18 protein-coding genes are annotated in these 25,599 nt (G+C 47.7%); 14 read left to right on the plus strand and 4 right to left on the minus strand.

What is annotated here, in order from left to right; genetic code table 11:
• The first annotated feature begins 109 nt into the window (after nt 1-109).
• Nucleotides 110-2,632, plus strand: coding sequence for an ABC transporter permease (locus tag FN124_RS28685; protein WP_260607608.1), 2,523 nt, complete (start codon nt 110-112; stop codon nt 2,630-2,632).
• A gap of 154 nt (nt 2,633-2,786) precedes the next feature.
• Here the strand turns inward: FN124_RS28685 and FN124_RS28690 are convergent, their stop codons facing one another.
• Entirely contained in the window at nt 2,787-3,197 is a 411-nt protein-coding gene (locus tag FN124_RS28690) for a hypothetical protein (RefSeq protein ID WP_142688233.1), read from the minus strand.
• A gap of 8 nt (nt 3,198-3,205) precedes the next feature.
• Nucleotides 3,206-4,555, minus strand: coding sequence for a hypothetical protein (locus FN124_RS28695; protein ID WP_142688234.1), 1,350 nt, complete (start codon nt 4,553-4,555; stop codon nt 3,206-3,208).
• A gap of 139 nt (nt 4,556-4,694) precedes the next feature.
• Here FN124_RS28695 and FN124_RS28700 point away from each other — a divergent pair, with 139 nt between their 5' ends.
• The 3 genes from FN124_RS28700 to FN124_RS28715 all read left to right on the plus strand — a co-directional run bounded on the left by FN124_RS28700 (nt 4,695) and on the right by FN124_RS28715 (nt 7,439).
• Nucleotides 4,695-5,258, plus strand: coding sequence for a Crp/Fnr family transcriptional regulator (locus FN124_RS28700; RefSeq protein ID WP_142688235.1), 564 nt, complete (start codon nt 4,695-4,697; stop codon nt 5,256-5,258).
• A 442-nt stretch (nt 5,259-5,700) separates the two neighbouring features.
• Entirely contained in the window at nt 5,701-6,576 is an 876-nt protein-coding gene (locus FN124_RS28710; RefSeq protein WP_142688237.1) for an oxidoreductase, read from the plus strand.
• Nucleotides 6,577-6,653: 77 nt separating this feature from the next.
• Entirely contained in the window at nt 6,654-7,439 is a 786-nt protein-coding gene (locus FN124_RS28715; RefSeq protein ID WP_260607609.1) for a helix-turn-helix domain-containing protein, read from the plus strand.
• Nucleotides 7,440-7,488: 49 nt separating this feature from the next.
• Here the strand turns inward: FN124_RS28715 and FN124_RS28720 are convergent, their stop codons facing one another.
• Entirely contained in the window at nt 7,489-8,274 is a 786-nt protein-coding gene (locus FN124_RS28720; RefSeq protein ID WP_142688239.1) for an SDR family NAD(P)-dependent oxidoreductase, read from the minus strand.
• 68 nt (nt 8,275-8,342) lie between these two features.
• Entirely contained in the window at nt 8,343-9,245 is a 903-nt protein-coding gene (locus FN124_RS28725) for a helix-turn-helix domain-containing protein (protein WP_142688240.1), read from the minus strand.
• A 164-nt stretch (nt 9,246-9,409) separates the two neighbouring features.
• Here FN124_RS28725 and FN124_RS28730 point away from each other — a divergent pair, with 164 nt between their 5' ends.
• The 10 genes from FN124_RS28730 (at nt 9,410) to FN124_RS28775 (ending at nt 25,318) form a co-directional block, all read left to right on the plus strand.
• Nucleotides 9,410-10,015 carry a sterol desaturase family protein gene (locus FN124_RS28730; protein WP_142688241.1) on the plus strand — a complete coding sequence of 202 codons (606 nt, stop codon included), beginning with the start codon at nt 9,410-9,412 and terminating at the stop codon, nt 10,013-10,015.
• A 58-nt stretch (nt 10,016-10,073) separates the two neighbouring features.
• Nucleotides 10,074-11,240 (plus strand): DUF5005 domain-containing protein, encoded by a 1,167-nt coding sequence (locus FN124_RS28735; RefSeq protein ID WP_142688242.1) that lies wholly within the window; start codon nt 10,074-10,076, stop codon nt 11,238-11,240.
• A 97-nt stretch (nt 11,241-11,337) separates the two neighbouring features.
• Nucleotides 11,338-14,568: a S41 family peptidase gene (locus tag FN124_RS28740; RefSeq protein ID WP_142688243.1), complete on the plus strand. Its 3,231-nt coding sequence runs from the start codon at nt 11,338-11,340 to the stop codon at nt 14,566-14,568.
• A gap of 245 nt (nt 14,569-14,813) precedes the next feature.
• Nucleotides 14,814-15,365, plus strand: coding sequence for a sigma-70 family RNA polymerase sigma factor (locus tag FN124_RS28745; protein ID WP_185937441.1), 552 nt, complete (start codon nt 14,814-14,816; stop codon nt 15,363-15,365).
• Between the two features lie 74 nt (nt 15,366-15,439).
• Complete coding sequence (locus FN124_RS28750) at nt 15,440-16,579, plus strand: FecR family protein (protein ID WP_142688245.1); 1,140 nt, start codon at nt 15,440-15,442, stop codon at nt 16,577-16,579.
• Between the two features lie 278 nt (nt 16,580-16,857).
• Nucleotides 16,858-20,406 carry a TonB-dependent receptor gene (locus FN124_RS28755; RefSeq protein WP_260607610.1) on the plus strand — a complete coding sequence of 1,183 codons (3,549 nt, stop codon included), beginning with the start codon at nt 16,858-16,860 and terminating at the stop codon, nt 20,404-20,406.
• Between the two features lie 18 nt (nt 20,407-20,424).
• The gene (locus FN124_RS28760; protein ID WP_142688246.1) at nt 20,425-21,846 is read left to right on the plus strand and encodes a RagB/SusD family nutrient uptake outer membrane protein; all 1,422 of its coding nucleotides are present in this window, start codon (nt 20,425-20,427) and stop codon (nt 21,844-21,846) included.
• A gap of 19 nt (nt 21,847-21,865) precedes the next feature.
• Nucleotides 21,866-22,948 (plus strand): TlpA disulfide reductase family protein, encoded by a 1,083-nt coding sequence (locus tag FN124_RS28765; protein ID WP_142688247.1) that lies wholly within the window; start codon nt 21,866-21,868, stop codon nt 22,946-22,948.
• A gap of 11 nt (nt 22,949-22,959) precedes the next feature.
• Nucleotides 22,960-24,084, plus strand: coding sequence for a TlpA disulfide reductase family protein (locus FN124_RS28770; RefSeq protein ID WP_142688248.1), 1,125 nt, complete (start codon nt 22,960-22,962; stop codon nt 24,082-24,084).
• Nucleotides 24,085-24,109: 25 nt separating this feature from the next.
• Entirely contained in the window at nt 24,110-25,318 is a 1,209-nt protein-coding gene (locus tag FN124_RS28775; RefSeq protein ID WP_185937442.1) for a TlpA disulfide reductase family protein, read from the plus strand.
• Nucleotides 25,319-25,599: the final 281 nt, after the last annotated feature.

A 25,599-nucleotide genomic window follows, 5' to 3' on the forward strand; every position in this document is an offset into this window, starting at 1 on the left:
TTAGTACGAAATTACTGCCAATAACTGAATGAACAACTTAAATGGCCTTATGTTCGTGGAAAATTAACACCCTGGCAATGTCCGTTTTTGTACAGAAAAGTGTTCATATTTGAACAGGAAAGACCAGCTCCTTCATATGGAACCCACTATGGTATTGGTCCTGTTATATGGCATTGGTTTTGGCCGGCGGTCATATATCTCTAATGATATATTATCTCAAACTATGATCGGCAACTACTTTAAAATCGCCCGGCGCAGCCTTGCAAGGAGCAAAATGTACTCTTTGATCAATATTGTAGGCTTAACCGTTGGCATTGCCTGTTGTATCCTGATTGTGCTATATGTAAAAGATGAGTTGTCGTACGACAAATACCATCAAAACTACAACGAAATTTACCGGGTATTGCATGCCTACAGGGAAGCGTCTGACAAGCCGTTGCCTGCTCCGGCTCCGGGCGAATACCAGGTATGGGGGAATGCTCCTGTAGCGCCGGCATTGAAGGCAGATTTCCCGGAAATCAGGGAAACCACCAGGTTTACCAGTCCTGTTATCCTTTTGCTGCAATATAAGGATAAACGTTTCCAGGAAAACAGCCTTGTTTTTGCCGACTCCACTATGTTTGACCTTTTCAGCTGGAAGATGCTGTACGGTAACCCAAAAACAGCATTGACAGCGCCTTACAGTATTGTGCTTACGGAAAGCCTGGCCAGGAAATATTTCGGGAACAGCAACCCGGTAGGGCAGGCGTTTAAAACGGATGATAATAATGTGCTTACCGTTACCGGTGTAATGGAAGATGTACCATCTAACTCACATTTTACTTTTACAGGATTGATATCGATGAGCACCTTTTACCGCGTGCGGCCGGAAATCTTTAATATATGGGGATATGTTGACTTTTATACTTACTTCCTGCTAAATAAAAATGCCGATATCAACACGCTGCAGGCGAAGATACCGGAGTTCCTGGAAAGACATAAACCAGATGAGCCCAATTATACCATTGCATTTGAGCCGTTAAAAAATGCATACCTGCATTCAGAGGCAAAGCGGCAACCCGGTGCTACCGGCAGCCTGGCCAACGTGTATATTTTTTCACTGGTAGCTGCCTTTATCCTGTTCATTGCAGGTATCAATTTTATAAATCTTGCTACCGCCCGTTCCATGGAGAGGGCAAAGGAGATAGGTGTTCGCAAGGCAGTGGGCGCCCATCAGCGAAGCCTGATACTTCAATATCTCGTGGAAGCTGTTGTTATTTCCATACTGGCTACCATACTGGCATTTGCATTGGTATTTGTTTTATTGCCGATGGTGCGCAATATGTCCGGGAAGCCATTACCATATGTTGATCTTCTGTCGTGGAAGATGATAACGGTGTTAATAGCGACCCCGTTTTTAGTAGGCATTCCTGCCGGTATTTATCCTGCGCTGGTGTTATCTCGCTTCAAACCCGCACTGGTACTAAAAGGTAAGTTTCATTCATCGGATAAAGGCATACAGTTAAGAAAGGGCCTGGTAGTATTCCAGTTCAGCTTATCTATTGCGCTGATTGCGTGTACGGCTATCGTGTTCTCCCAATTAGATCATCTGAGGACCCGCAACCTGGGCTTCCGGCAGGACCAGATGCTGGTAATTGATTATGGGGGCGATGGCCAGGTAAACAAGAATATAGAAGCGGTAAAAGCTACGCTGGCCAGCAATCCTGCGGTATTGGCTATTGCGGCTTCCCGCGCAGTTCCCGGCGAGTTCTTCCCAAATGCAGGTACCTCTATCGCATTGCGTAGCGGGGGGATGCAGGTTTTTTCTCCGGGGTTGTATGAAATAGATGTTGATTTTTTACCTGCATATGAAATGAAGATGGCTGCCGGCAGGGCGTATTCCCGCGATTTTCCGGCAGACCTGGAGCAGTCGCTGGTGATTAATGAAGCAGCTGCAAAACAGTGGGGCTATGCTGATCCGAAGGAGATCATCGGGAAAAATTTTGAGCAATGGGGTCGTAAGGGCACTGTGATTGGCGTGGTAAAAGATTTTAACTACCAGTCGCTCCATAAAAAAGTAGAGCCGCTGGCGCTGCGGATGGCGCCATCTGAGATGCTGAGCAGACTGTCACTGCGGATCAAAACAACACAGCTAAGCAAAACAATTTCGGAGCTGGAACATACCTGGAACGCACTGGAACCGCAACGGCCATTTAAATACAGCTTCCTTGACCAGGCGTTTAACGAACAATACCAGAAAGACGTACGCTTCGGAGAAATTTTTGCCGCATTTGGTACGCTTACAATATTTATTGCCTGCCTTGGCTTATTCGGCCTGGCTACCTTCTCCACAGAAAAACGTTTAAAAGAGATCGGTATCCGGAAAGTGCTTGGCGCTTCCGTTGCCAGTATTGTTGGTTTATTATCCGGCGACTTCATCAAGCTGGTGTTGATAGCTATCCTGATAGCTACGCCGCTTGGCTGGTGGGGCATGCATCGCTGGCTGAACGGCTTTGCTTACCGGGTAGATATACACTGGTGGACTTTCGGTATGGCTGGTCTGGCCGCAGTGCTGATTGCGTTGCTCACAGTGGGTTTCCTGGCCTTGAAGGCTGCGAGGATGAACCCGGTGAAATCGCTGAAAGCGGAGTGAAATTGTTGATTGATTAGTTTAGTTAGAAGCGGCGGAGGTGACTCCGCCGTTTCTAGCAAATTACAAGAGAGGCTTTATTGTTGTGTAATACTCAGAGTCTGACGAATGTTTTGGCACAGGCGAACGCGGTGAAGAGTTTGCCGGCGGAGTTGTATCAGTCTTCATTGTTTTGGGCTTTTATCGATTGAATAATAGACTGCCAATCATTTTTATCTTTTTCCAGGACAAAGTAAAATTTTCGTCCCGGATCATATAAAAAACCTCCGTAGCCACTAACTTTAAACTTTCTTTTTTTCCCGTCGTTGAATTCAACAACTAATAGATATTCATCTTTCCAGATTGTGGCCCTTTGCTCTTTGCATTCTGAATTGCTCAGAATACCCATAGCTTTGTTAATTTTAATAGGCTTTAATTTTGCAATATCCTCCCATTTAATTCTTTCTGTGGTACTACCCCGAGGAAGATTGTAAAAGTAAAAGTTATGGGCGTTGTTCCAGTTGACACATTGTTCTTCATGTGTATTAAAATAAAATGAAAATAGAAGAAATAAGATCATGGTATTCATGGTAATAATTATTTACATTGAATAGTGTTAGAGGGCGATGTGCCACCAGTAAGATTCTTTTGCTTAATAGAAGGAGAATTGAAACGCCTTAGATCTTCTCCTAGATCAGCTGGATTGGCTCCTTGTCCCAATGGCCAGCTCCCAATTGTCTTGGGCACATTTAGTCCTACAATGTTCAAAGCAGAAATACAGACGTCTGTACAATTATTCCAGTTTAGATTATAATTACCTTTTGTGGCTGCTGAAAATTGATCCATGGCAGTTTTAAATTGTGCTCCCGACACCGTGAATGTAACAGAGACGTCATAGGAGGTGTTGGAATTGTCAGCTATTACGCCTGAAGTTTCAGGTAGAAAAGGTGAAACCATTGTTGATGGATAAAAGCCAACATACCTGTTAACCGGTGTTGAGGATCCACCAGATTGGGAGAATCCTAAAAATGTATGTCCTACGGTTAAGGAGTTGAGATCTAGTGAGCTTGGTAGTTTATTCCCATAACCATCAGAAACAACAATACGGGAATTGGGAATGGGTTGTTTTACATACAGTGTAATGTTATAAGTAGACGTACTATTTATATTGAAACACCCGAAGTACTTCTGAAGATCGGCAATCAGCTTATCTGGAGGAGGAGCCACTGTCCACCGTGTAAATCTGATAGCAGGTATAGAATTATAATCAAAATTGCTGCCACCTGAAGGATCCGAGGGATTGCCTATTGGAGAATTTCCACCATTGTCCGGCATATCCACACATTGACGCGTACTGTAATTATAAGTACAGCCATAACTGATCCCCCTAAATGAAAGGCACGTGTACCAATCGGTTTCAATACACAAAGCACCTCCCAGTATTCTTGCCAGCTGGTTGTTTGAATGGACAATTTCTAAATTGGTATTATGTAACTTGATTCCATCAGAAACAAAGCTGCGTATCATTTTGCCTGAGTTGTCGAAAATCAAAATGGAGAGGCCATTATTTTCATCATTGTTAGCGAAAAAAGTTACAAGCTCAAAATTTATACGTCCAGTCTTATCTTTCCGGAACAAAAGATATCTTTCAATATTAGAGGAATATTTATTATTTCCCTTATTGATCTGTTTTTTAATTGATGGATTGATATTTACGATCAAACAAGGTTCTCCACTGATCTTTCTTTCATAGCTAGTTTCCCATTCTATATTCTGGGGTAAACTATCGTTCAAACCAAGAGAATTTTCAAGGTTAAACGTTGTATTTACATTATTATAGATTTGTTTTGCTTCAGAAATAGTAACTTTAGTTGATAGATAAGAGTCACTTTTATTACAGCCATGAACAACCAGAAGAAGAGCTAAACAATAATAAAAAGGTTTCATTAGGATTACGATTTTGGTTTCATCAATTTAAATGATTTCTCCTATTCATAAAATTGATATATGTCACATATATGTATTTCTCTAATTTTCACTATATTTAAAGGACTTATTTTCCACTTCTCAAAAATAACCACCCACTATGGACGCCTTATTCACCTTACTATCTCAGTTAGGCCCCATTTCTGAGGACCTCAAATCACAAATCGCTGCCCGGCTCCAGTTTGTTAGTATTAAAAGAAGACAAACCGTATTAACACAAGGCAAGATTTGCGATCATCTCTTCTTTGTATCCAAAGGCTTACTAAGAGCATATTATGAGAAAGATACAGAAGAAATCACCAGCTGGTTTATGATGGAAAATGATTTCTTTATATCAGTTTTATCTTTTTTCAGAAGGATGAAAAGCTATGAAACCATTGTGGCAATGGAAGATTGTGAACTGATATACATAAGTTATGATGATCTGATGGACCTGTATGCAACTTCTCTCGAATTCAATATCATCGGAAGAAAACTCACTGAATATTACTATTGCAAAAGCGAAGAACGCTTGCTGGCTATAAGAAAACAAACTGCTGTAGAAAGAGTGGAATTCCTTATGCAAAACAGCCCGGGTCTGATTGATAGAGTGCCCCTGAAATACATCGCTTCTTACCTGGGAGTTACACGCGAAACCTTCTCAAGAATAAGGGCGCTATACTAAATTTATCAATTCATTTAAGTGATAAATGTCAATTTTATTTATTGACATTTATCACTTAAATGAATAATCAATTCTCCTAACTTTGATCCCGAACACTATCAGAATAACATCGAGAGTAAAAGCGAAAATCCCGTAGTCGCTGTAATCATTTCAGTTTAAAAAAGACAGGTCATTGATTCAATATCACCTATTGAAAGAGGCATTCGCATGGCGTAAGATTCATCATTCATCCATTAAAAACAACCCGATTTTAAAAGGTGGTGTGCGCTTCCCCTTTCCCCATTCGCTCAGGGTGGGGAAAGTAAGGAAGCTATCAGGCCATCTCCACGGCCCACCCTGGAAAGAATTAAGCCATGAGCCACCAGACAAACCAACTTTGAGCTGTGCAACAAAATACATCAACCATATCCGGCCGACCTTTGTCTTAACAAAAACAATAATCATGACAAAAGTTTGGTTTATTACAGGAAGCTCCAGAGGCCTTGGCCTCAATCTCACACAGGCAGTATTGGCAAGCGGCGATAAAGTAGCTGCCACCGCACGTACCCCTGAGCATTTAAACGGCCTCGTTGCACAATACCCCGGCCAGATCCTCCCCATACAACTTGACGTAACAAACACCCCGCAGATCCAACAGGCAGTGGATACAGCCATTGCGCAATTTGGAAGAATTGATGTACTGGTGAACAACGCCGGATTCGGCATCACCGGCGCAGCGGAAGCTTTCACCGAAGAGCAGGTACGCAGCCAGCTGGAAACAAACCTCTATGCGCCCATCGCGGTTACCAGGGCGGTACTGCCGTATATGCGTAAACAACGCGCCGGTCGTATCCTCCAGATCAGCTCTGTAGGAGGCCGTGTAGGCAACCCCGGCCTTTCTATGTACCAGGCGGCCAAATTTGGGGTCAGTGGATTTACGGAAGTACTGGCGAAAGAAGTGGCCCCACTTGGTATCTTTGTTACTTCAATAGAGCCAGGTGGCTTCCGGACCGACTGGGCCGGTGCATCTATGAGCTACGCACCTGCAATTGAAGGTTACGAATCTACGGTTGGCTGGAGAGTGGATTTTCTTCAAAACGGCTTTGTACCGGTAGGCGATCCTGAAAAAGCAGCGAAAGTTATGGTAGATTTGGCGAATCATCCGGCGCCTCCTGTACACCTGGTCCTGGGCAGCGAAGCGGTAAAGATCCTGCAACAGGCGGATGCAGCGCGACAGGAAGAATTTGAAAAGTGGTTACCCGTTAGCAGGTCCACCGATCACGATGATGCTGGAGATTTCTTCGCAGGCGCAGGCGAAAAGTTCGCGGTGAAGGATTAAAGAAATCAGTGAAAGGAGCCCCTGCGGTATCTTTCACTGATGATACCATCTGATGCAAAACAATTATGCCAGAGCATATGTCAAAGGATATCGTTTATTCCTGTTATGCTGCCAGGAGCAGGGAAGGGGAACAGTTTGTAGAAGAACATGTTTTTAGTTACCAGATCTCAGGTTCTGTCACTTTTTACGACGGGCAGCAAACACAGATCTTTAACGAAGGAGAATTCCGCTTTTGCCGGCGCAACAAGCTGCTCAAATTTTTTAAGCAGCCGCCGGACAACGGGGAGTTTAAAACCGTTGCAGTTTATCTTGATGAAACAACATTGCGCAACTTTGCCATGGAGTTTGGCTACACGGTAGATAAGCCGGTGGATACATCGGCAGTAATAGCATTGAAACCCGACCCGCTGCTGCAAAGTTATATCACCTCGCTGCAACCCTACGAAAAGCTGAACGGGCCTGGCAACGAAAACCTGATCACATTGAAAAGGAAGGAGGCCATCTTCCTTCTCCTGAAAGTAAATCCCGCGCTAAAAGATGTATTGTTCGATTTTACTGCTCCTGGTAAAATTGACCTGGAAGCATTCATGCAGCAAAATTATCACTTCAATGTGGAGATGAAACGCTTCGCTTATTTAACCGGCAGAAGCCTGGCTACTTTCAAACGCGATTTCGAAAAGATCTTTCATACTTCTCCCAGCCGCTGGCTGCAACAGAAAAGGCTGCAGGAAGCCTATTATCTTATCAAGGAAAAAGGAAGAAAAACCTCCGATGTATACCTGGAAGTGGGCTTCGAAGACCTCTCGCATTTTTCTTTTGCCTTTAAAAAAGCATTTGGCATAGCGCCGTCAATGCTGGTATAAATAATGTTTGGCAGAGATGTAACTGATACATCCCTGCTAAACATCATTTTTATAACCGCTGGCCTCCAATGGCCAGGCCCCCGTCTACCAGGATACTTTCTCCTGTAACAAATGATGCCGCCGGGCTGCTCAGCCACAATACCAGCTCAGCTACTTCCTCCGGTTTCGCAAAACGGCCAACAGGCGCATGTTTCTTAAATGGTTCCTGTAGGGCTTCTGCATTCTCCGCCGGGAAAAAACGGTCGAACATAGGCGTATGAATATACCCGGGCTGGATGTTGTTCACCCTGATCCCTGCTGCTGCCGTTTCAAGCGCCAGTGCCCTGATCAAACCATCGGTGCCCGCCTTACTGGCGGAATATACGCCGGAACCGGCGGCAGCGCCGCGGGCCAGCCAGGAGGAAGTATTTACAATAGCCCCGCCGGTGCCCTGTTCCTTAAACTGCTCAATCTCGTATTTACACGATAACCACACGCCCTTGAGGTTGATGCCGATCACTTTGTCAAATTCTTCTTCCGGTGTTTCTTCTATCAATGCAAAATGCCCTTCAATGCCGGCATTGTTAAAGGAAATGTCCAGCTGCCCGAAACGGTCCACGGTAGCAGCTACCAGGCCCTTCACCGCAGCGCCTTCCGATACGTCGGCAGCTATAAAATGTACATCTGAACTGATCTGTTGTAAATGTTGCAATGCCTTTTGCCCCTCTGTTTCCCGGCGGCCGGCAATTACTACTTTTGCGCCATTGCGCAGAAATAATTCCGCTGTTGCCAAACCTATACCGGTAGTGCCTCCTGTGATCAGGGCTACTTTGTCTTTTAATGTTTCCTGTGCCATATGTTTTTATTTATGACACAAAGATAGCGGGCAGGGTATCCCTGGAATTATGAGGATCAAACAGGTAGTTATGAAATAGAAACAACCGCCTTCCGGAATTGATTGGGTGTTTGCCCTGTTTGTTTTTTAAAGAAGATGTTGAAATTGGAAGCATGCTCAAAGCCCAGGCAATAGCCAATTTCCGCGATATCACAGTTGCTGTGCAGGAGCAAGGCCTTAGCCTCCGCGGTTATTTTCTCCGAAATCCATTCAGTGGTGGTTTTCCCGGTGGTTTCCTTTAATGCGCGGTTCAGGTGATTGGTATGAACAGCCAAATGCTCAGCAAATTCATTGGCGTTCTTCAGCCGGATGACCTGATGAGGCGGATCGAGCGGGAACTGCCGTTCCAGCAGCTCTGCAAATAATTTACTGATCCGTTGCGAAGCATTGTCGGCCTGGTAATAAGTGTCGGGCGGCTGCATTTTGAGCGCTTCATGCATAATGATCTGCACATAGCTTTTCAGCAGCTCCTGCTTATTAATATAGCCGGAATTCATTTCCCGCAGCATGTTTTCAAATATCTGCCGGAGGAAGTCCAGCTGCCCTTTACCAGGAAAGAAGATATGATTGCCACCGGTTTTAAACAGGGGCGATTGCGCCAGGCTCCCGTTCTTTAAATGTGCGTCTATAAAGTCTTCCCGGAACAGGCAAAAATACCCCGCTTGCTGACCGGTAAGCGGTTCCCAGGAATAAGGGATCATCGGGTTCATGAAAGATAAGCAGGCGCCTTCTATCCGGATGCTCTTATCTGAGTAAGATAAAATACCGCCACCCTGTGTAATGAGCGAGATCTTGTAAAAATCCCTCCTGTTAGACGGCAGGTTAGTGGTATTGCAGCCAAATTCCTCCAGCCGGTTCACACTGAATTGCCCGCTTGGATACTCCTGTCCATGCAACGCGAAAAAGGACGCTGCGCTTTCTTTTGCTTTCATACCGGGTAAAGTTATGAAATTCAAACGGAACGATCACAGCTCCGGGTAAGCTCCTTTTTTCAACAGCTCAACGGGCCAATCCCACAGTTCATGAAAAATTGAATGGCCATTGTTCATGGCTGTTGCATTTTTACGACGAATGCTTCGCACAAAAACAGCCGCATATGAAATTCGAAAAAGTGCATAACAAAGGACAGGCGCAAATTTTCAGCAACAGGTACCTGGAGCTGCTCACCAAAACGAATCCCCTCGTCATTTTTGGGATATACCTGCCGGTGATAGGCTATATGCTCTATCACACCCGCACGGCCTTGCACTATTCCTGGTTAAAGATTGGCCTGATCTACATAGCAGCAGTATTCGGGTGGACGCTTTTTGAATACCTCGCTCACCGGTTCATTTTCCACTGGGTAAGCGGGCATCCGCTGGCAAAGAAGATCACTTATACTATGCATGGTAATCACCACGAATACCCGCGCGACCGCCAGCGGTTGTTTATGCCGCCGGTGCCCAGCTTGATCGTCTCTTCTTTTCTTTTTGCTGTCTTTTATTTACTGATGCAACATGCGGCCTGGGTGTTTTTCCCGGGCTTCATTTCCGGTTACCTGGCCTATGGAAGTATGCACTACGCTATCCACGCATGGGCGCCGCCGTTTAAATGGCTGAAACCCTTATGGCGCAATCATCACCTGCATCACTATAAAAATGAGGAACTGGGTTTTGGTGTAAGCTCCACCCTGTGGGACCGCGTGTTTGGCACCATGTTCTGATCACCGGAATAACCGCCTCCGTTTCTTATCTCCCGGAATAAATATTATTTTACGGGAGATGATAACGCTGCTAACCATACTGATCAGCAACTGCTGCGCGGAGATCCGCCCGGATAGCCTGTCGCCCCGCAGCACAGACACCATCCATCTCTCGTACACTGTAGCGCCTGCGAACGACTGGAACGCGCTTTTCATCCGCGAATCCGGCTGGTTTGGCGGCGACGGTATCTTCAGCATTCCCCTGAACGGAGTAGACACCGCCGGTGCGGCCGACAGTACCCTGTTATTGTTCAGCGACAGCATGACGGGTACCATCCGCGATGGCAAGCTGCAGCCGGATATAGCGATGATCCATAACTCTGCCGCGGTGCTGAAAGGAAATGAGCCGCTGAAAAAGAATATCAGTTTCTGGTGGAATGCCGGTCCCGCTGCCCTGTTTGAACCGCATACCCCCGCTGCTATAAAAGACGATTATTACTGGCTGGGCGACGGCTTTGTGAATCCAGCCAAAGGGAACGATATTTATATCACCGCCTACCGTATCCGCAACATCAGCAATAGAGATTTTGGCTTCGCGGAAACAGGCAACGCCTTTATTGTATTGCCCGCCGGCAGCAAGCCGCCTTTTACCAGGCATCGCCAGCTGGATACGCCCTTGTTCCTGCCGGGCGCCAACAATGAAAACAGCTCTTTTGGCGCCGGTATTTTTGTGAATACCCGGGAGTCCGGCGCGCCTGCGCCGGACGGCTACGTGTATGTATATGGCATCAAAGGGCAACAGAAGGAAGTGCTGGTAGCCCGCGTATTAGCGGCGGATATAGAACATTTTGAAAGATGGCGCTACTGGAACGGGCAGCAATGGGTCACGGATATTCAACAGGCGGCTGCCATTACAGCGCATGCCTCCAATGAGCTGAGCGTAACCCCGCTGAAAGATGGCCGTTATGCCCTCATTTGCCAGGTAGACGGTATGAGCCCTGTAGTAGGCCTGCGGCTGGGGCTCAGCCCTGCAGGTCCTTTCGGACCGGTCATCAACATATGGGAATGCCCCGAGGTAAAGGAAAACAAACATTTTTTTGTATATAACGCCAAGGCACATCCGAATTTATCAAGGCCCGGAGAATTGCTCATCAGCTATAATGTGAACACATTCGATTTTTTCAATGAGCTCGCCATACAGCCACAACTGTACCGTCCGCGCTTTATAAGGCTTATCTTCCAATAACCACTGGTCACTATCCTGCTTGATTAAAAGCGGTTATTTTTATACATTGGCGCACCAGCTCGCTACGGCTGCCTAACAACAAATCTGAACAGCGTTTATGAAGAGATTACTATTCGGGTGCGCTGCCATTCTTATGGCCGCCACCACCTATGCCCAGGAAAATGCCCTATGGCTGAGGAATCCGTCTATCTCCCCGGATGGCAGTACGATCGCCTTCGGTTATAAAGGAGATATTTACCGGGTAGATGCGAAAGGAGGAGTGGCCGTTCCGCTCACCATCCATGAAGCCCACGACATGCTCCCGGTATGGAGCCACGATGGCAGATACATCGCTTTTGCAAGTGACCGTTATGGTAACTTCGACGTGTTTGTAATGCCCGCTGAAGGCGGCGCACCACTGCGTCTCACCAGCAACAGTGCCGGCGATTTCCCGTACGATTTCACTGCAGATAACAAACAGGTGCTCTTCGGAAGCGCCCGCAATGCACCTGCAGCTAGTGTAAGATTTCCATACCGCCTTTTCAGGAATATGTACACCGTTCCTGTAACCGGCGGCCGCGCAACGCTGCTCAGTGCAGCCGGCGCAGATGTGGCGCATTACAACAAGGCAGGTAATAAACTGATCTTCCAGGATAGAAAAGGATATGAAGACCCGATGCGTAAACACCATGTGTCTTCCGTAACCCGCGATATATGGGTAATGGACATCGCTAAAGGCAGCTACGAAAAAGTATCGGAATATAATGGGGAAGACAGGGAACCGGTTTTTGGTAATGGTAACGATATCTATTATCTCAGCGAAAAAGGCGGCATCTCCCAGAACCTCTTCAAGGGATCTGTTACTGACAAAGCCAGTATGCAGCAGCTTACCAACTTTACCAAACACCCCGTACGCCATCTTTCAAAAGCAGATAACAACACCCTTTGCTTTACCTATAACGGTGAAATATATACGCTGAAAGAAGGGGAGCAGCCACGCAAACTGGAAGTACGCATCTTCAACGACGGTAGGGCCGGTATCGTGAAAAATGTTCCGGTAAACGGCAACACCACAGAATTTGCCATGAGCCCCGATGGAAAACAAATGGCATTCGTGGCAAGGGGAGAAGTGTTTGTTACCAGCGTGGAAGGCAACCTTACCAAACGTATCACCAACACGCCCCAGCAGGAAAGAATGGTGCAGTGGTCGCCCGATGGGAAACGCCTCATCTATGCCGCAGAGCGCAACGGCAACTGGGACATCTATCAAACTACGAAAGTACGCGGCGAGGAGCCCTATTTCTTTACTGCTACGTTGCTGAAGGAAGAACCAGTGATTGCAACTGCTGCGGAAGAGTTCCAGCCGGTTTTTTCCCCGGATGGAAAAGAAATTGCTTACGTGGAAAACCGTAACATCCTCAAAGTATTTAACATCGCTTCCGGTAAAAGCCGCACACTGCTGCCCCCAGGCCGCAACCATTCCTACTCGGATGGCGATTGGAGCTTTGAGTGGAGCCCCGACGGTAAATGGATCGTTACAGATGATCAGCAGGGTTACTTCAGCATAAAAAACGCTACGCTCATCCCCGCCGATGGTAAAGGCGCCTCTATCTATCCCGTGAACAGCGGCTTCGGTGAAGGTAATACCAAATGGGCTGCCGGCGGAAAAATGCTCACCTGGGCCAGCAGCCGGGAAGGTCGTAAATCCCTCGCCAAACAAGGCAGCCGGGAAGTAGATATCTACGCGGTTTTCTTCGACCAGGAAGCATACGACAACTACAAACTCTCCAAAGATGAATTCAATCTCCTGAAAGAAAAGGAAGCCACTGGTGGTAAAGCGGCGAAAGACTCAGCACTGAAAGCCAAAGATTCTGCCGATGCGAAAAAAGGATTCCATCCCGATTTCAATAACCTCGAAAACAGGAAAGTAAAGCTCACTATCAACAGCGCTTCCATCAGCGATTATGTGCTCAGCAAAGATGCCGGTAAACTGTATTACATGGCCTCTTTTGAAAAAGGATATGATCTCTGGGTAACAGAACCAAGAACCGGTGAAACAAAGATCCTCGCTAAATTAGGCGGCACGCCCGGTGGCATTGAGCTTAGCAAGGATGGCAATACGCTTTTCGTGAGCAACCGGGGCAGCGTGGTAAAAGTAGATGTGGGCAGCGGCAAAATTACGCCGGTATCCATCAGTACCGAACTGTCGCTTAACCAGGACGAAGAACGCAAATACATTTTCTGGCACGCATGGAAACAGGTGAAAGAGAAATTTTATGATCCTGCTATCCGTAACATCGACTGGAAAATGTATGGCGATAACTACGCCCGCTTCCTCCCGCATATCAGCAACAACTACGACTTCGAAGAATTGCTCAGCGAACTGCTGGGAGAACTGAACGGTTCCCATACCGGCGGCCGCTATTCCCCTCAGCAAATGAATGGCGACGCTACGGCATCGTTAGGTTTACTGTATGATGAAACCTCTGCTGCGGATGGTTTGAAAGTAGATGATATCATTGCCGGTGGCCCATTCGATAAGGCTGGCAGCAAATTGAAAAAAGGTAATATCATTGAAAAAATAGATGGAGAAAGCATCACTGCTAAATCCGACTGGGCATCTTTACTGAACCGTAAAGCCGGTAACAATGTGCTGGTAACCATCTACAATCCTGATACCAAAGCCCGCTGGGAAGAAACCGTGAAACCCATTTCCTCCGCAGAAGAAAATACGCTCATGTATAAACGTTGGGTGGAACATACGCGTGAAATGGTGGATAAGCTCAGTAACGGGAAAGTGGGTTATGTACATGTACAAAGCATGAACGATGCCAGCTATCGTTCCGTATACGATGAAGTAATGGGCCGCAACCGCGATAAAAAAGCCCTCATCGTGGATACCCGCTTCAATGGCGGCGGATGGCTGCATGATGATCTCTACAATTTCCTCAGTGGTAAAAAGTATCTGGATTTTGCACCACAGGGCGAACGGCTTAAAGGCGGCGAGCCCACCGGTCAGTGGCAGGCGCCGAGTTGCGTGATCATGAGTGAAGGCAATTACAGCGATGCATTCATCTTCCCTTACATTTACAAACAAGGGAATATCGGTAAGCTCATTGGTATGCCCGTACCAGGTACAGGCACCGCAGTTTGGTGGGAAACACAGATAGATCCTACAATGGTGTTCGGTATACCAATGGTAGGCACTATTGGCAAGGAAAACCGCCCCACTGAAAACCTGCAGCTGGAGCCGGATATCCGGGTGCCGCTTCCTTATGAAGAATTCCTGGCCGGCAAGGATGCCCAGCTGGAAGCTGCCGTAAAAGAGATGTTGCTGGAAATTAAATAAAATGGGTTATGAATAAACGAGCCCCTGTAGCGTTTTGCTGCAGGGGCTTTTTAATGAGGTTAACTAATGTCATCTGTCATTTTTCGGATATAAATGCCTTTATGATCTACTAAGTCGCCTGATCCCCCTTTTTTCCCACCCCTTGTTTCTCTTACCCATAAACCTTAGCTTTGAGTGAACAATAATCTCTGAATATCAACCAATCATTAATTATTGCAGCCAGTTTTTAGATTTAAAAAGAGATGATGACCGATTACGCGTACTATGCTGATGAAGAGCTGGTTCAGCTGATGGGTAAAGATGATCACAACGCCTTTACAGAAATCTACAACCGTTACTGGAAACGCTTGTATGTGCTGGCTTATGACCGTCTGCGTTCCCGGGAGATGGCGGAAGATGTGGTGCAGGACGTGCTTACCGGTTTATGGCAGCGCAGAACGCAAACCATTATCCGGTCCCTGCCTGCTTACCTGGCCACTGCCGGCAGGTACGCGGTATTTACCCAACTGTCAAAAATGATCCCCGTAACCGCCGTAGATGCTCTCCCCGAAGCAGTGCAGGCGGTAACAGACGATACCGCCCAGGTGAATTTCCTGCAGCAATCCATGCAGGAACAGCTAAAACAATTGCCCGAAAAATGCAGGATCGTATTCGACTACAGCCGGAATATGGGTCTCTCCAATAAAGAAATAGCCACGGAACTGAAGATCTCCGAAAAAGCCGTGGAAAAGCACATTACCAAAGCCCTGCAACGCCTGCGCCTCCAGTTCCGGAATTACTTTCACGCCTTCTTTTAAATTTTTTTTACCGGAGGTAGGGGAGCGCCCTTATTTCCAGACATACTATAAAGGACCCTGTAAATTACACACGGATGGAAAGGAATGAACTGGCCATACTATCAAAGAAGTACCTTGCCGGAGCGGCCAGTGATGAGGAGAAAGATTGTTTGCTGCAATGGTACAACGCTTATGATGAGGAGGCTTTAACGGCATACCTGGCTGGTCCGGAAACGGAAGCAGACCTGGAACAACGGATGCGCCACCGCCTGATGGCAGCCACAGCTCCGGAGGTGCGGGTAGTGCCCATACGCCGTAGTGGATGGAAGGCAGCAGCTGCGGTGTTAGTGCTGGTAACTGCCGGTGCAGGTTTCTACATGTGGCAGTCAGGCAAAAAACAGGTGCTCGCGGAAAAAGCGGTTACCATCATGCCGGGAGCCGATAAAGCCACGCTCACACTGGCGGATGGAACAGTGGTAAACCTGGACAGTGCAGGCACGGGAGTGCTCACCGTACAGGGTAACAGTAAAGTGGAAAAAACCATGCACGGGCAAATCGTATATAAAAGCAGCAACGCTGATGCATCAGTTGTCAGTTACAACGTATTGCGCACACCCCGCGGCGGACAGTATAAGATCACGCTGCCGGATGGTACGGATGTTTGGCTCAATGCCAACTCATCTGTAAGCTATCCTACCGCGTTCAACGGTAAAGAAAGGGAAGTGGGGATCACCGGTGAAGTTTATTTTGAGGTAGCAGCAGATGTGGAGCAGCCTTTCAGGGTAAAGGTCAATAATAACATGGATGTAATGGTGCTGGGCACGCATTTCAATATCAATGCGTACCCGGATGAAAGTACCATCAACACCACCCTGCTGGAAGGAGCCGTGCTGGTAAAAACTACCGGCGCTATGCGCCACCTGAGCCCGGGGCAACAGGCTAAGGCTACACCAGCCGGTGATGGGATCGTTAAGGTGGGCAGGGTAGATGTGAACAGCGCCATCGCCTGGAAAAACGGCTATTTTTCTTTTGAAGATGCTGATATTCCCACCGTAATGAGGCAATTATCCAGGTGGTATAATATAGAAGTAAAATACAGTGATAAAATACCGGAAGAAACATTTACCGGGGAAATAGGAAGAAGTCTTACACAGGAGCAGCTATTGAAAGTGCTGTCACAGGCAAAGATCAACTTTAAAGTAGAAGAGGGGAGACGGATCATTATTTATCCATAAGTAAACCAATAACCAACCATAGCTGATACCACCAATGTCGGCAAATAACCAGTGCTGCGGGATCTGAGCCCGCGCAGATAGCTATCCAGTAATATCATGTTATGAATTGATGAGGTCCAACGGACGCGGGGGACCTATGTTCATCCATAAAAAAACCTGGTGTCAAGATTGGCGTCCGCACCAGGTTTTTGATCAATGGTTAATCCGATTCAGGAAAGCTTTTCACTGCCTGCAAAGGCGGGTGAAGAACATTTGTCAACCAAAAACCAATCTAAGGTATGAAAATTAATGTTGTTCGCAACAGGCAGGGACATTTCCTGCCACTGGTCCGTTCACTTGATAACAGCAGGTTCCCCGGACCAGGAACCAATTATGTAACCAAAATCTGGCGAGTAATGAGAATGACCGCGGTTCTATTAACGGTACTGGCTTTACACGTTTGTGCCAGTGGAGTTTCACAAACGGTCACTGTTTCCTGCAAGGAAATGCCGCTACAGCAGGTGTTCAGTGTAATTAAACAACAAACCGGCTACGTATTTTTTTACCGGAGTAGAGATTTGTCTGATGTAAGCCCTGTTTCAGCAGAGATCCGTGAAATGCCGCTAAAGGTGGCCCTCACAAAACTGCTGCAGGATAAGCCGCTCAGCTTCGACATTGAAGGCAACACCATCGTAATTTCCAGGAAAACCATCTCCCAGCCGGAACGTAATGCCGGCGGTGAAATGCTTCCACCGGAAGATGTGCGCGGACGGGTAACGGATGGCAAAGGCAATCCCATCCCCGGCGCAACTATCCGTATGAAAGGCAGTAACATCGCCACCGTTACCGATCAGGGAGGGTTTTTTATACTCCGTAATGCCAGCTATCGCGCAGTACTGGTGATTTCCTGTGTAGGCTTTGAATCCAAAACATTCAGCGTAGGCGGCAAAGCTACCATTGAAGTAGAGCTCAGCGCTAAGGTAGACGACCTGAATCAATATGTGGTAGTGGGTTATGGCAGCACCAAAAGAAAAGACCTCACCGGCTCAGTAGCTTCCGTAAATGTAGAAGAAGTAAAAAATGTCTCTTTCGTAAGCATCGACCAGGCCCTTGCCGGTAAAGCTGCCGGCGTACAGGTAACACAGGCCGACGGCTCCCCCGGAGGCGTTGCCAAGATCCGTATCCGCGGCGGTACCTCCCTGCTCGGTGGCAACGATCCCCTCTATATTATCGATGGTGTACAGGTAACCATACAGAACAGGTATCTCCAGAACCAGGCGGAAGTGGTAAACCCGATAGAAAGAGCCGGCAGCGATGATCCCAATAACGGGGTAGGCGGTTCCTTTACCCGTGGGCTCAACAGCCTGGCAGGTCTTAATATCAGCGATATTGAAAGCATCGATATTTTGAAAGATGCTTCTGCCACCGCTATTTATGGTTCCAAAGCAGCCAACGGTGTTATTATCATCACCACCAAAAAAGGTAAGCTGAACCAGAAACCGGTACTGGAAGCCAACTACTATGCCGGCATGAGCTCGCCCATCAGAGAAAAACTGCTCAACGCAAAAGATTATCTTTCCCTGCTCACGGAAGCAGCTGTAAACCTCAACGCCGCACGCGCGGAGGCAGGCCAGGCGTCCAGTACAAAGGCAGATAATATCATTAATGATCCTTCCAGTCTTGGTACTGCCAACACCGACTGGCTGGGCCTCGTGCTGCGCAACGCGGTTTTGCAGAATGCTGATATCTCCGTTCGGGGCGGTGGCTCCGGCTCCCGTTACTACACCTCCCTGGGCTATAACAAACAACAGGGCGTAGTACTGGGAACAGATTTCTCCCGTATCTCCGGTAAGATCAGCCTGGATAACGAAATCACCAGCCGGTTGCGCATCATCACCAACCTGGATTACGGGTTCACAAAAAATAATATTACCAACGGTATTTATCCCGCGGCATTCTTTGCACCGCCTACATTGCCTGAACGTAATCCCGATGGCAGCTATTACCGCTTCCTCGGCTCGCAGATAGGCGGGTACGACTACCAGGGTAATCAAAACCCTATGATCCTGCTGGATGGTATCAACGAAGCCAAAACATCTTCCCTGCTGGGATCCCTTTCCGGGGATTATGATGTGCTGAAAGATCTGAAGTTCAGATCTACCCTTTCTGTTAACTATAACAACTACCACCAGCTGAACTATGTACCCAGTTCCGCCGTGATATCTTCTCCCAGCGGTGTGGATGATTCCAACGGCGGCACAGGCTCACAGGGCCAAACAGAAGATGTAAACCTCTTTTTTGAAAACACCCTTACCTGGGATAAACAGTTTAATAAAAATAACCGCTTAAACCTGCTGGGCGGCACCTCCTGGCAGAAATACCGCTATAACTCCTTTTCCGCCAGCGGACAAGGTTTTCCGGACGATAAATACCTGAACAATCTTTCTTCAGCAGCAGTCACCTTACCATCTACCGGTACTTCGGGGCAGAACTCACTGCTCAGCTTTTATATGCGCGCTAACTATGCACTGAAGGAAAAGTACCTGTTCACATTCACCGGCCGTTCAGATGCCTCCTCTAAATTTCCGAAAGACAACCGCGTGGGTTACTTCCCCTCCGGTGGTGTGGCATGGCGTATTTCCGAAGAGCCGTTCATGAAAAAAGCCACCTGGATCAATGAGCTGAAACTGAGGGCCAGCGGCGGTTACACCGGTACGCAGAATTTTGGCGATAATCTCTACTATACTTTATACACGCCTGGCTCCTACGGCGGTACAAATGCACTGGTACCAACACAACTGGGTAACGAAAAAATTAAATGGGAATCAACCCTGCAGAAAGACCTGGGCCTCGATTTCGAAATGTTTGGCTCCCGCCTCCGCGGTGTGCTCGGCTACTACGAAAAAAGTACCACCGGCCTGTTAATGGCTACACAACTGGCGCCAAGCAGCTCTTACAACAGCGTGATCTCCAATTTTGCCACTATCGATAATAAAGGGCTGGAACTGGACCTGCGTATGGATTTCATTAAACGTAAACAGTTCCAGTGGACAGGCGCCATCAATGTTTCGCGCAACAGGAGCAAGGTAACAGATATCAACGGCGACTTTACAAACGCCGGCAGCGTTGAGTCCTATATCCAGGGCAATACCATTGTAAGAAAAGGAGAGCCCCTGGGCCTCTTCTACGGCTATGTAATGAAAGGCATTATCCAGGATCAGAAACAACTGGAAGACTATAAAAAAGAATTTACACTGGCCCGGTATTTTGCACCTTATCTCGGTATAGGCGACCCAATGTATGAAATAGGGGACAACGGGTTCTTTAAAAGTGATGTGATAGGAAAATCACAACCGGATTTCTTCGGAGGCTTTACCAATACCTTTACGTTTAAAAATTTCAGTCTTATCACCCTGCTTACATTCTCCTATGGCGGAGATCTGCTTTATCTCACAGATATCCAGAATAAATATTTCGACAGCTATGCCAACAGGGGCGTAAGCATCAAAGGCCGCTGGACGCCGGAGCATCCCAGCAGTACCCGCCCGCGCCTGATGCTGGGGGAAAACGCCACCCCAACTTCCAGCAACGATGTATACGACGGCTCCTATATTAAGCTGAAATCCATTACGCTTACCTACCAGCTGCCGGCAAGAGCAGCTTCCTCCATGCACATCAGGGAAGCTTCCATGTACGCATCTGCTACCAATTTGTTTACTATCTCAAAGTACCCGGGGCCTGATCCGGAAGTGAGTAACAATCCCTATAGCCTGATCAATGGCGCCTCGGATGTAAGCACTTTCCCCACCACAAAGCAGTTTAACATCGGTCTCCGTTTTGGATTTTAAAACAACAAAAAAGATTTTATGAAAAGGATCATATATACTTTGCTGGGCCTGGCATTAATGGCCGGAACCGCCTGCAAAAAGGAGCTGGGTAAATTGCCGGAGAATGCAAAGGTAGATGGTAATACCATCATCGACCAGCGCACCTCTGAAATTGCCCTCAACGGCGTGTATTACCGCTTTGCCAATGTGGATGCCGCTAACAACGTAACAGATTGGTTTGAGCATGAAGTGCCACCTGCCATGTTTGCAGGGTACATGGGATATGGTTACGGAGAGCTCGATGAAGAGAATAATAACTACGCCAGTTACTCTTCCGGCGGCATATACTGGACTTCCTCTTTCCAACTGGTAAACGCCGCCAATGGCGTAATAAAAGGCGTATCCCTGCTGGAGGATAAGGCTTTTACCGGTAACCGGAAAAAAGAAATACTGGCGGAAGCACGGTTTCTCCGCGCTTATGGGCATTTTAAAATACTCAGTTACTTCGGCCAGTGGTTCGATCTCAGCAGCCCTTACGGCGCCCTGCTGCGCGATGAATTTGTAACGGTAGCTGCTACCGCAAAAGCACGCAGCTCGGTGAAAGACAGCTACGATGCCATCCTTGCAGATATAGACGACGCCATCGCGAATGCGCCGTCGGAAAATAAAGCCTTCTATGCTACCCGCTGGGCAGCCATGGCCCTCAAAATGAGAGTACTGATGAGCCACGGTCAAACGGCCGATTACCCGGTGGTCACCGCATTGGCCGACAGCATCATCCTCCGCAGCAAATATGCACTGGAACCGCAAATGAAAGATCTCTTTTACACAAAAGGTCTTTCCAGCTCAGAAGTAATTCTTGGTGTCAGGTCACAGCAGAACCAGGAGAGCTATTACTATGTGCTCAGCCGCCAATACTGGCCGGGCGCCTCGTCGCTCTACACCGCCAAAAAAGCGCTGAAAGATCTCCTGGCAAATGATCCCCGGGGCGCGTGGATGGTAGGAGAGGCCAACCCATATACAGACAATACTTTTTATTTCCTGAAATATATCAAACAGGGAAATACCCCCACTGCCTTATCAGAAACAGGCTATGCTTTCCGTTTAACAGAAGTATACCTGCTGAAAGCGGAAGCCATTGTGCGCGCCGGTGGCAGCATTGCCGATGCCCGTGCTATTCTCAAAAATATTATGGGTCATGCCGGTGTTACAGATTTTTCTGCAGCAGATAATACCACTACGGTGAATGAAATGCTGAAGCAATTATATCTTGAAACTTCCCGCAACCTGGTGGGTGAGGACGGCCAGGAATGGATGTCGCTGTTAAGGCTCCCTTCTTCCCTCATCCAGGAACTACGGCCAACCGCAAACGATAAAGTAAAATATATTCTGCCCATCCCACATGCCGAATTCCTGAACAACCCGGCCATTGGTGAGCAGAACCCCGGTTATCAGCAATAATCACTATTAAATAACTAATATGAAACTCCACACACCCATCATGTTTGCCACACTGCTGGCGGCAGCCTGCAGCCAGCCCAAAGTCCCCTCCGCCAGCATTACGGCGGAACTGCGGGGACTAAAAGATTCTGTCGTTTTCATCTCCATACCCATCGCCGATTCGGCTAAAACAGACACGGTGCCGGTAAAGGACGGCCGCTTTACCTGGACAGGCAACATCACGGAACCACAGAAAATATTCATCGGTACTTCCTCCCGTTATCTGGAACTGTTCATGGAAAATGCGGCTGTACAAATAAACGGCAACATCGATTCCACCGACCAGGTAAAGGTCACGGGGTCGGCCACACAAGACGCATATGAAGCCTACAGGAAATCGATCGCCGATATCACCAGCCAGGAAGACGCCCTCTATCCAAAGTTTGAAGAGGTGAAAGATAACGACTCGGCGAAAGCCGCACTGGAAGCCAGCCTGGAGGCCCTGCGTGAACAGAGGCGTGATCGTGCCAAAGCATATATCAAAGCGCACCCGGAAAGCGCTGTGAGTGTGAACATGGTGGCCGATATGGCGGTAATGGGAGAATATGCATCGGTAGATAGCCTGTACCGTGTACTCACACCGGAAGCGCAGCAAACGGCTACGGGCGTGCGACTGGCAAAGCGTATTGCCGTGTTGAAGAAAAGCGCCCTGGGTCAGCCTATCATCGATTTCACCCAGGGCGATGTAGATGGTAAACCCGTTCGCCTGTCCGACTTCAAAGGTAAATATGTACTGCTCGATTTCTGGGCCAGCTGGTGCGGTCCCTGTCGCGCTGAAAACCCTAACGTGCTGAAGGCTTACAACAAATTCAAAGACAAAAACTTCACCGTTCTCGGCGTATCCCTCGATGATAAAGCCGACAAATGGAAAGAAGCCATAAAACAGGACGGTATGCCCTGGATGCAGGTATCGGACCTGAAAGGCTGGCGTAATGAAGTGGCGCAGGAATACGGTATCCAGGCGATTCCTTTTTCATTCCTGATAGATCCGCAGGGCATCATTATCGCTAAAGAATTAAGAGGCGCCGCCCTGCATGCGAAACTGGCTGAAATACTGAAATAAAACAAAATATCATGAAGCATTATAAATATGCCCTTGTTGCTTTATTGCTGCCGGCAGCACTCACTACTGCTGAGGCACAGGCACAGCAGAATACCACCATCACCGCCACTATCAAAGGCCTCCCGGCAGGCGAGTGGGTGTACTGGCGCTCCCAGGGTGGCCAGGATCGCTACGACTCGGTACAAACTACCGCCGGCGGTTTCACCATTAAAACAAATATTGCCCCGGGGAAGGGAGATTTTTACACCATCAAAATAGGGAAACCATATGGTGAGCATAACTCGATCTTCTATTACCTGGATAAAGGTAATATCACCATTAAAGGGGATGGCCCGGAATTTAAAGACGCTGTATTCGGAGGACCGCAGTTTGTAAAAGATAACAACGAATATGCCGCTATGCTGAAACAGGCGCCAGGCTTGCAGGGGCGGGCAGACCTTTACAAAAAAGCGAATAAACTATACGCAGAGAAAGATTCCGCCGGCCTCGCTGCATTGCAACCGGAACTGGAACGTATGCAGAAAGTAAGCGACAGTCTCACCAAACAATGGATCCTGCAACATCCCAAATCCGGGATCAGCGCAGTGTTGCTGTCGCACCTGTTTGTTATGCCGCTGGAGGAAAAAGAAAGCGTCTTCAATAAGCTGTCGGCCTCCGCAAAGAACAACGGCCCGGGAAAACGCCTGGCGCATAGCATCCGCGTAAATAAGCTCACCGGCATCGGCAATATGGCGCTTGATTTCACGCAGAACGACACTCTCGGGAAACCCGTTTCCCTGAAGGATTTCCGCGGCAAATATGTGCTCATCGATTTCTGGGCCAGCTGGTGCGTTCCCTGCAGGGCCGAAAATCCCAATGTAGTGGCAGCCTTCAACAAATACACCAGTAAAAACTTCACAGTGCTCAGCGTATCGTTGGACCAGCCTAACGGCAAAGAGAAATGGCTGAACGCTATCCACCAGGATCATCTCACCTGGACGCATGTATCAGACCTGAAATTCTGGGACAATGCCGTGGCCAAACAGTATGATATCCACAGCATCCCCAGCAACCTGCTGATAGATCCTTCCGGTAAGATCATCGCCAAAGACCTGCACGGCGATGAACTGGAGAAGAAACTGGCAGAAGTATTATAATCATCTCATCAAAAAAAACATTTGTATGAAATACACGCTTATCGCGCTTCCCTTTATCGCTTTGCAATTCGGGGCCAGGGCGCAGGAAAAATTACCATTTACCCTTTCGGGAGATATTAAAGGGCTGCCCAATCGTTACGTGTACCTCAGTTACAGGGAAAGCGCCGCGAGATACCAGACCGACAGCGTCCTGTCTCAAAACGGCCGCTTTACCTTTAAAGGCAATCTCGTGCAACCAGTGGAAGCACGCCTTTATACAGACAAAAAAGCCGCTATGTATGGTGAAGGCGATATGGCCTCCTTTTTTATGGAAGCTGCTACCATGAAACTCAGTTCCGCCACCGGTCATCTGAAAGACGCAAAGCTCACCGGCTCCAAATCCCAGCTGGACCAGGACCTGCTTACCGCTCAGCGCGCACCTGTACAAAAAAAGCTAAAGCCCTTATCGGATGCTTATAATAAAATGAACCTGGAATACATTGCCGCCATGAAAGCGAAAAAAAGCGATGCGGAGCTGGAATCCTTTAAAACCAAACTGGAGAAGCTGAAAGACCAGATGGAGCCTTACTATGAGCAAATGGAGAAAACGGATAAAGCCTTCATTGCAGCGCATCCCAATTCTTATGTATCCGCACAGCTGCTCCGTTTCCGGGTAAGCAACATGCCGCTACAGGAAGGCGAAGCCTTTTATGCAAAAATGTCGCCGGCCATGCAGCAAAGCGCCGACGGCCTTGAAATAAAAAAAGAACTGGATGGCCTTCGTGGCGGCTCCCCCGGTAGTACTGCCCATGAGTTCACCAAAACGGATATCAACGGTAAAACTATCAGTCTGGCTGATTTTAAGGGCAAATACGTCATGCTCGACTTCTGGGCCAGCTGGTGTGGTCCCTGCCGCAAAGGTAATCCTCACCTGAAGGAATTGTACGGTAAATACAGCGCCAAAGGTTTTGAGATCATCGGCATTTCCGACGACGATTCCAAACCTGAGGCCTGGAAAAAAGCCGTGGACCAGGACGGTATCGGCATCTGGCGCCATGTGCTCCGCGGACTGGATTGGACCAAACGGGAGAAGAACCTGCCCAACCCTGAGGATGTAAGCGATTATTACGGCATCCATTCCCTCCCCACCAAGATCCTCATCGATCCCAACGGCGTAATCATTGGCCGTTACGGCGGCGGCGGTGAAGACGATGAAGCTATGAACCGGAAGCTGGCGGAGATTTTCGGCGCATAACGCGGATTTTGTCTGACTCAGGATTAAACTGATTACGCTGATTACGCTGATTTGATTACTTTGGATTTAAACTGATTTGGGGAGATTTAAGCGGAGTTTTTCTCTTGGTTTTTTGAAGGATTGGGAAAGATATAAGCGGATGGAGGGGATCGCCTTCGGCGATGCGGGTTTTGTCCTGGAACAATGATTATGATGATTTTCCTGAGTTTTTTGGATTTTGGAAGATTTTTTAATTCCGGCAGATAATTAGTATAGCCATTAAAATGTAGCCGTTTGACGAG

Origin of the sequence: Chitinophaga polysaccharea, from assembly GCF_902150045.1 — a bacterium.
GTDB lineage: Bacteria > Bacteroidota > Bacteroidia > Chitinophagales > Chitinophagaceae > Chitinophaga > Chitinophaga polysaccharea_A.

Bases quoted from the DNA above. Each gene is read 5' to 3' on its own strand.
- FN124_RS28690 (WP_142688233.1), bottom strand. From the start codon at position 3,197: ATGAATACCATGATCTTATTTCTTCTATTTTCATTTTATTTTAATACA.
- FN124_RS28695 (WP_142688234.1), bottom strand. From the start codon at position 4,555: ATGAAACCTTTTTATTATTGTTTAGCTCTTCTTCTGGTTGTTCATGGC.
- FN124_RS28700 (WP_142688235.1), top strand. From the start codon at position 4,695: ATGGACGCCTTATTCACCTTACTATCTCAGTTAGGCCCCATTTCTGAG.
- FN124_RS28710 (WP_142688237.1), top strand. From the start codon at position 5,701: ATGACAAAAGTTTGGTTTATTACAGGAAGCTCCAGAGGCCTTGGCCTC.
- FN124_RS28715 (WP_260607609.1), top strand. From the start codon at position 6,654: ATGTCAAAGGATATCGTTTATTCCTGTTATGCTGCCAGGAGCAGGGAA.
- FN124_RS28720 (WP_142688239.1), bottom strand. From the start codon at position 8,274: ATGGCACAGGAAACATTAAAAGACAAAGTAGCCCTGATCACAGGAGGC.
- FN124_RS28725 (WP_142688240.1), bottom strand. From the start codon at position 9,245: ATGAAAGCAAAAGAAAGCGCAGCGTCCTTTTTCGCGTTGCATGGACAG.
- FN124_RS28730 (WP_142688241.1), top strand. From the start codon at position 9,410: ATGAAATTCGAAAAAGTGCATAACAAAGGACAGGCGCAAATTTTCAGC.
- FN124_RS28735 (WP_142688242.1), top strand. From the start codon at position 10,074: ATGATAACGCTGCTAACCATACTGATCAGCAACTGCTGCGCGGAGATC.
- FN124_RS28740 (WP_142688243.1), top strand. From the start codon at position 11,338: ATGAAGAGATTACTATTCGGGTGCGCTGCCATTCTTATGGCCGCCACC.
- FN124_RS28745 (WP_185937441.1), top strand. From the start codon at position 14,814: ATGACCGATTACGCGTACTATGCTGATGAAGAGCTGGTTCAGCTGATG.
- FN124_RS28750 (WP_142688245.1), top strand. From the start codon at position 15,440: ATGGAAAGGAATGAACTGGCCATACTATCAAAGAAGTACCTTGCCGGA.
- FN124_RS28755 (WP_260607610.1), top strand. From the start codon at position 16,858: ATGAAAATTAATGTTGTTCGCAACAGGCAGGGACATTTCCTGCCACTG.
- FN124_RS28760 (WP_142688246.1), top strand. From the start codon at position 20,425: ATGAAAAGGATCATATATACTTTGCTGGGCCTGGCATTAATGGCCGGA.
- FN124_RS28765 (WP_142688247.1), top strand. From the start codon at position 21,866: ATGAAACTCCACACACCCATCATGTTTGCCACACTGCTGGCGGCAGCC.
- FN124_RS28770 (WP_142688248.1), top strand. From the start codon at position 22,960: ATGAAGCATTATAAATATGCCCTTGTTGCTTTATTGCTGCCGGCAGCA.
- FN124_RS28775 (WP_185937442.1), top strand. From the start codon at position 24,110: ATGAAATACACGCTTATCGCGCTTCCCTTTATCGCTTTGCAATTCGGG.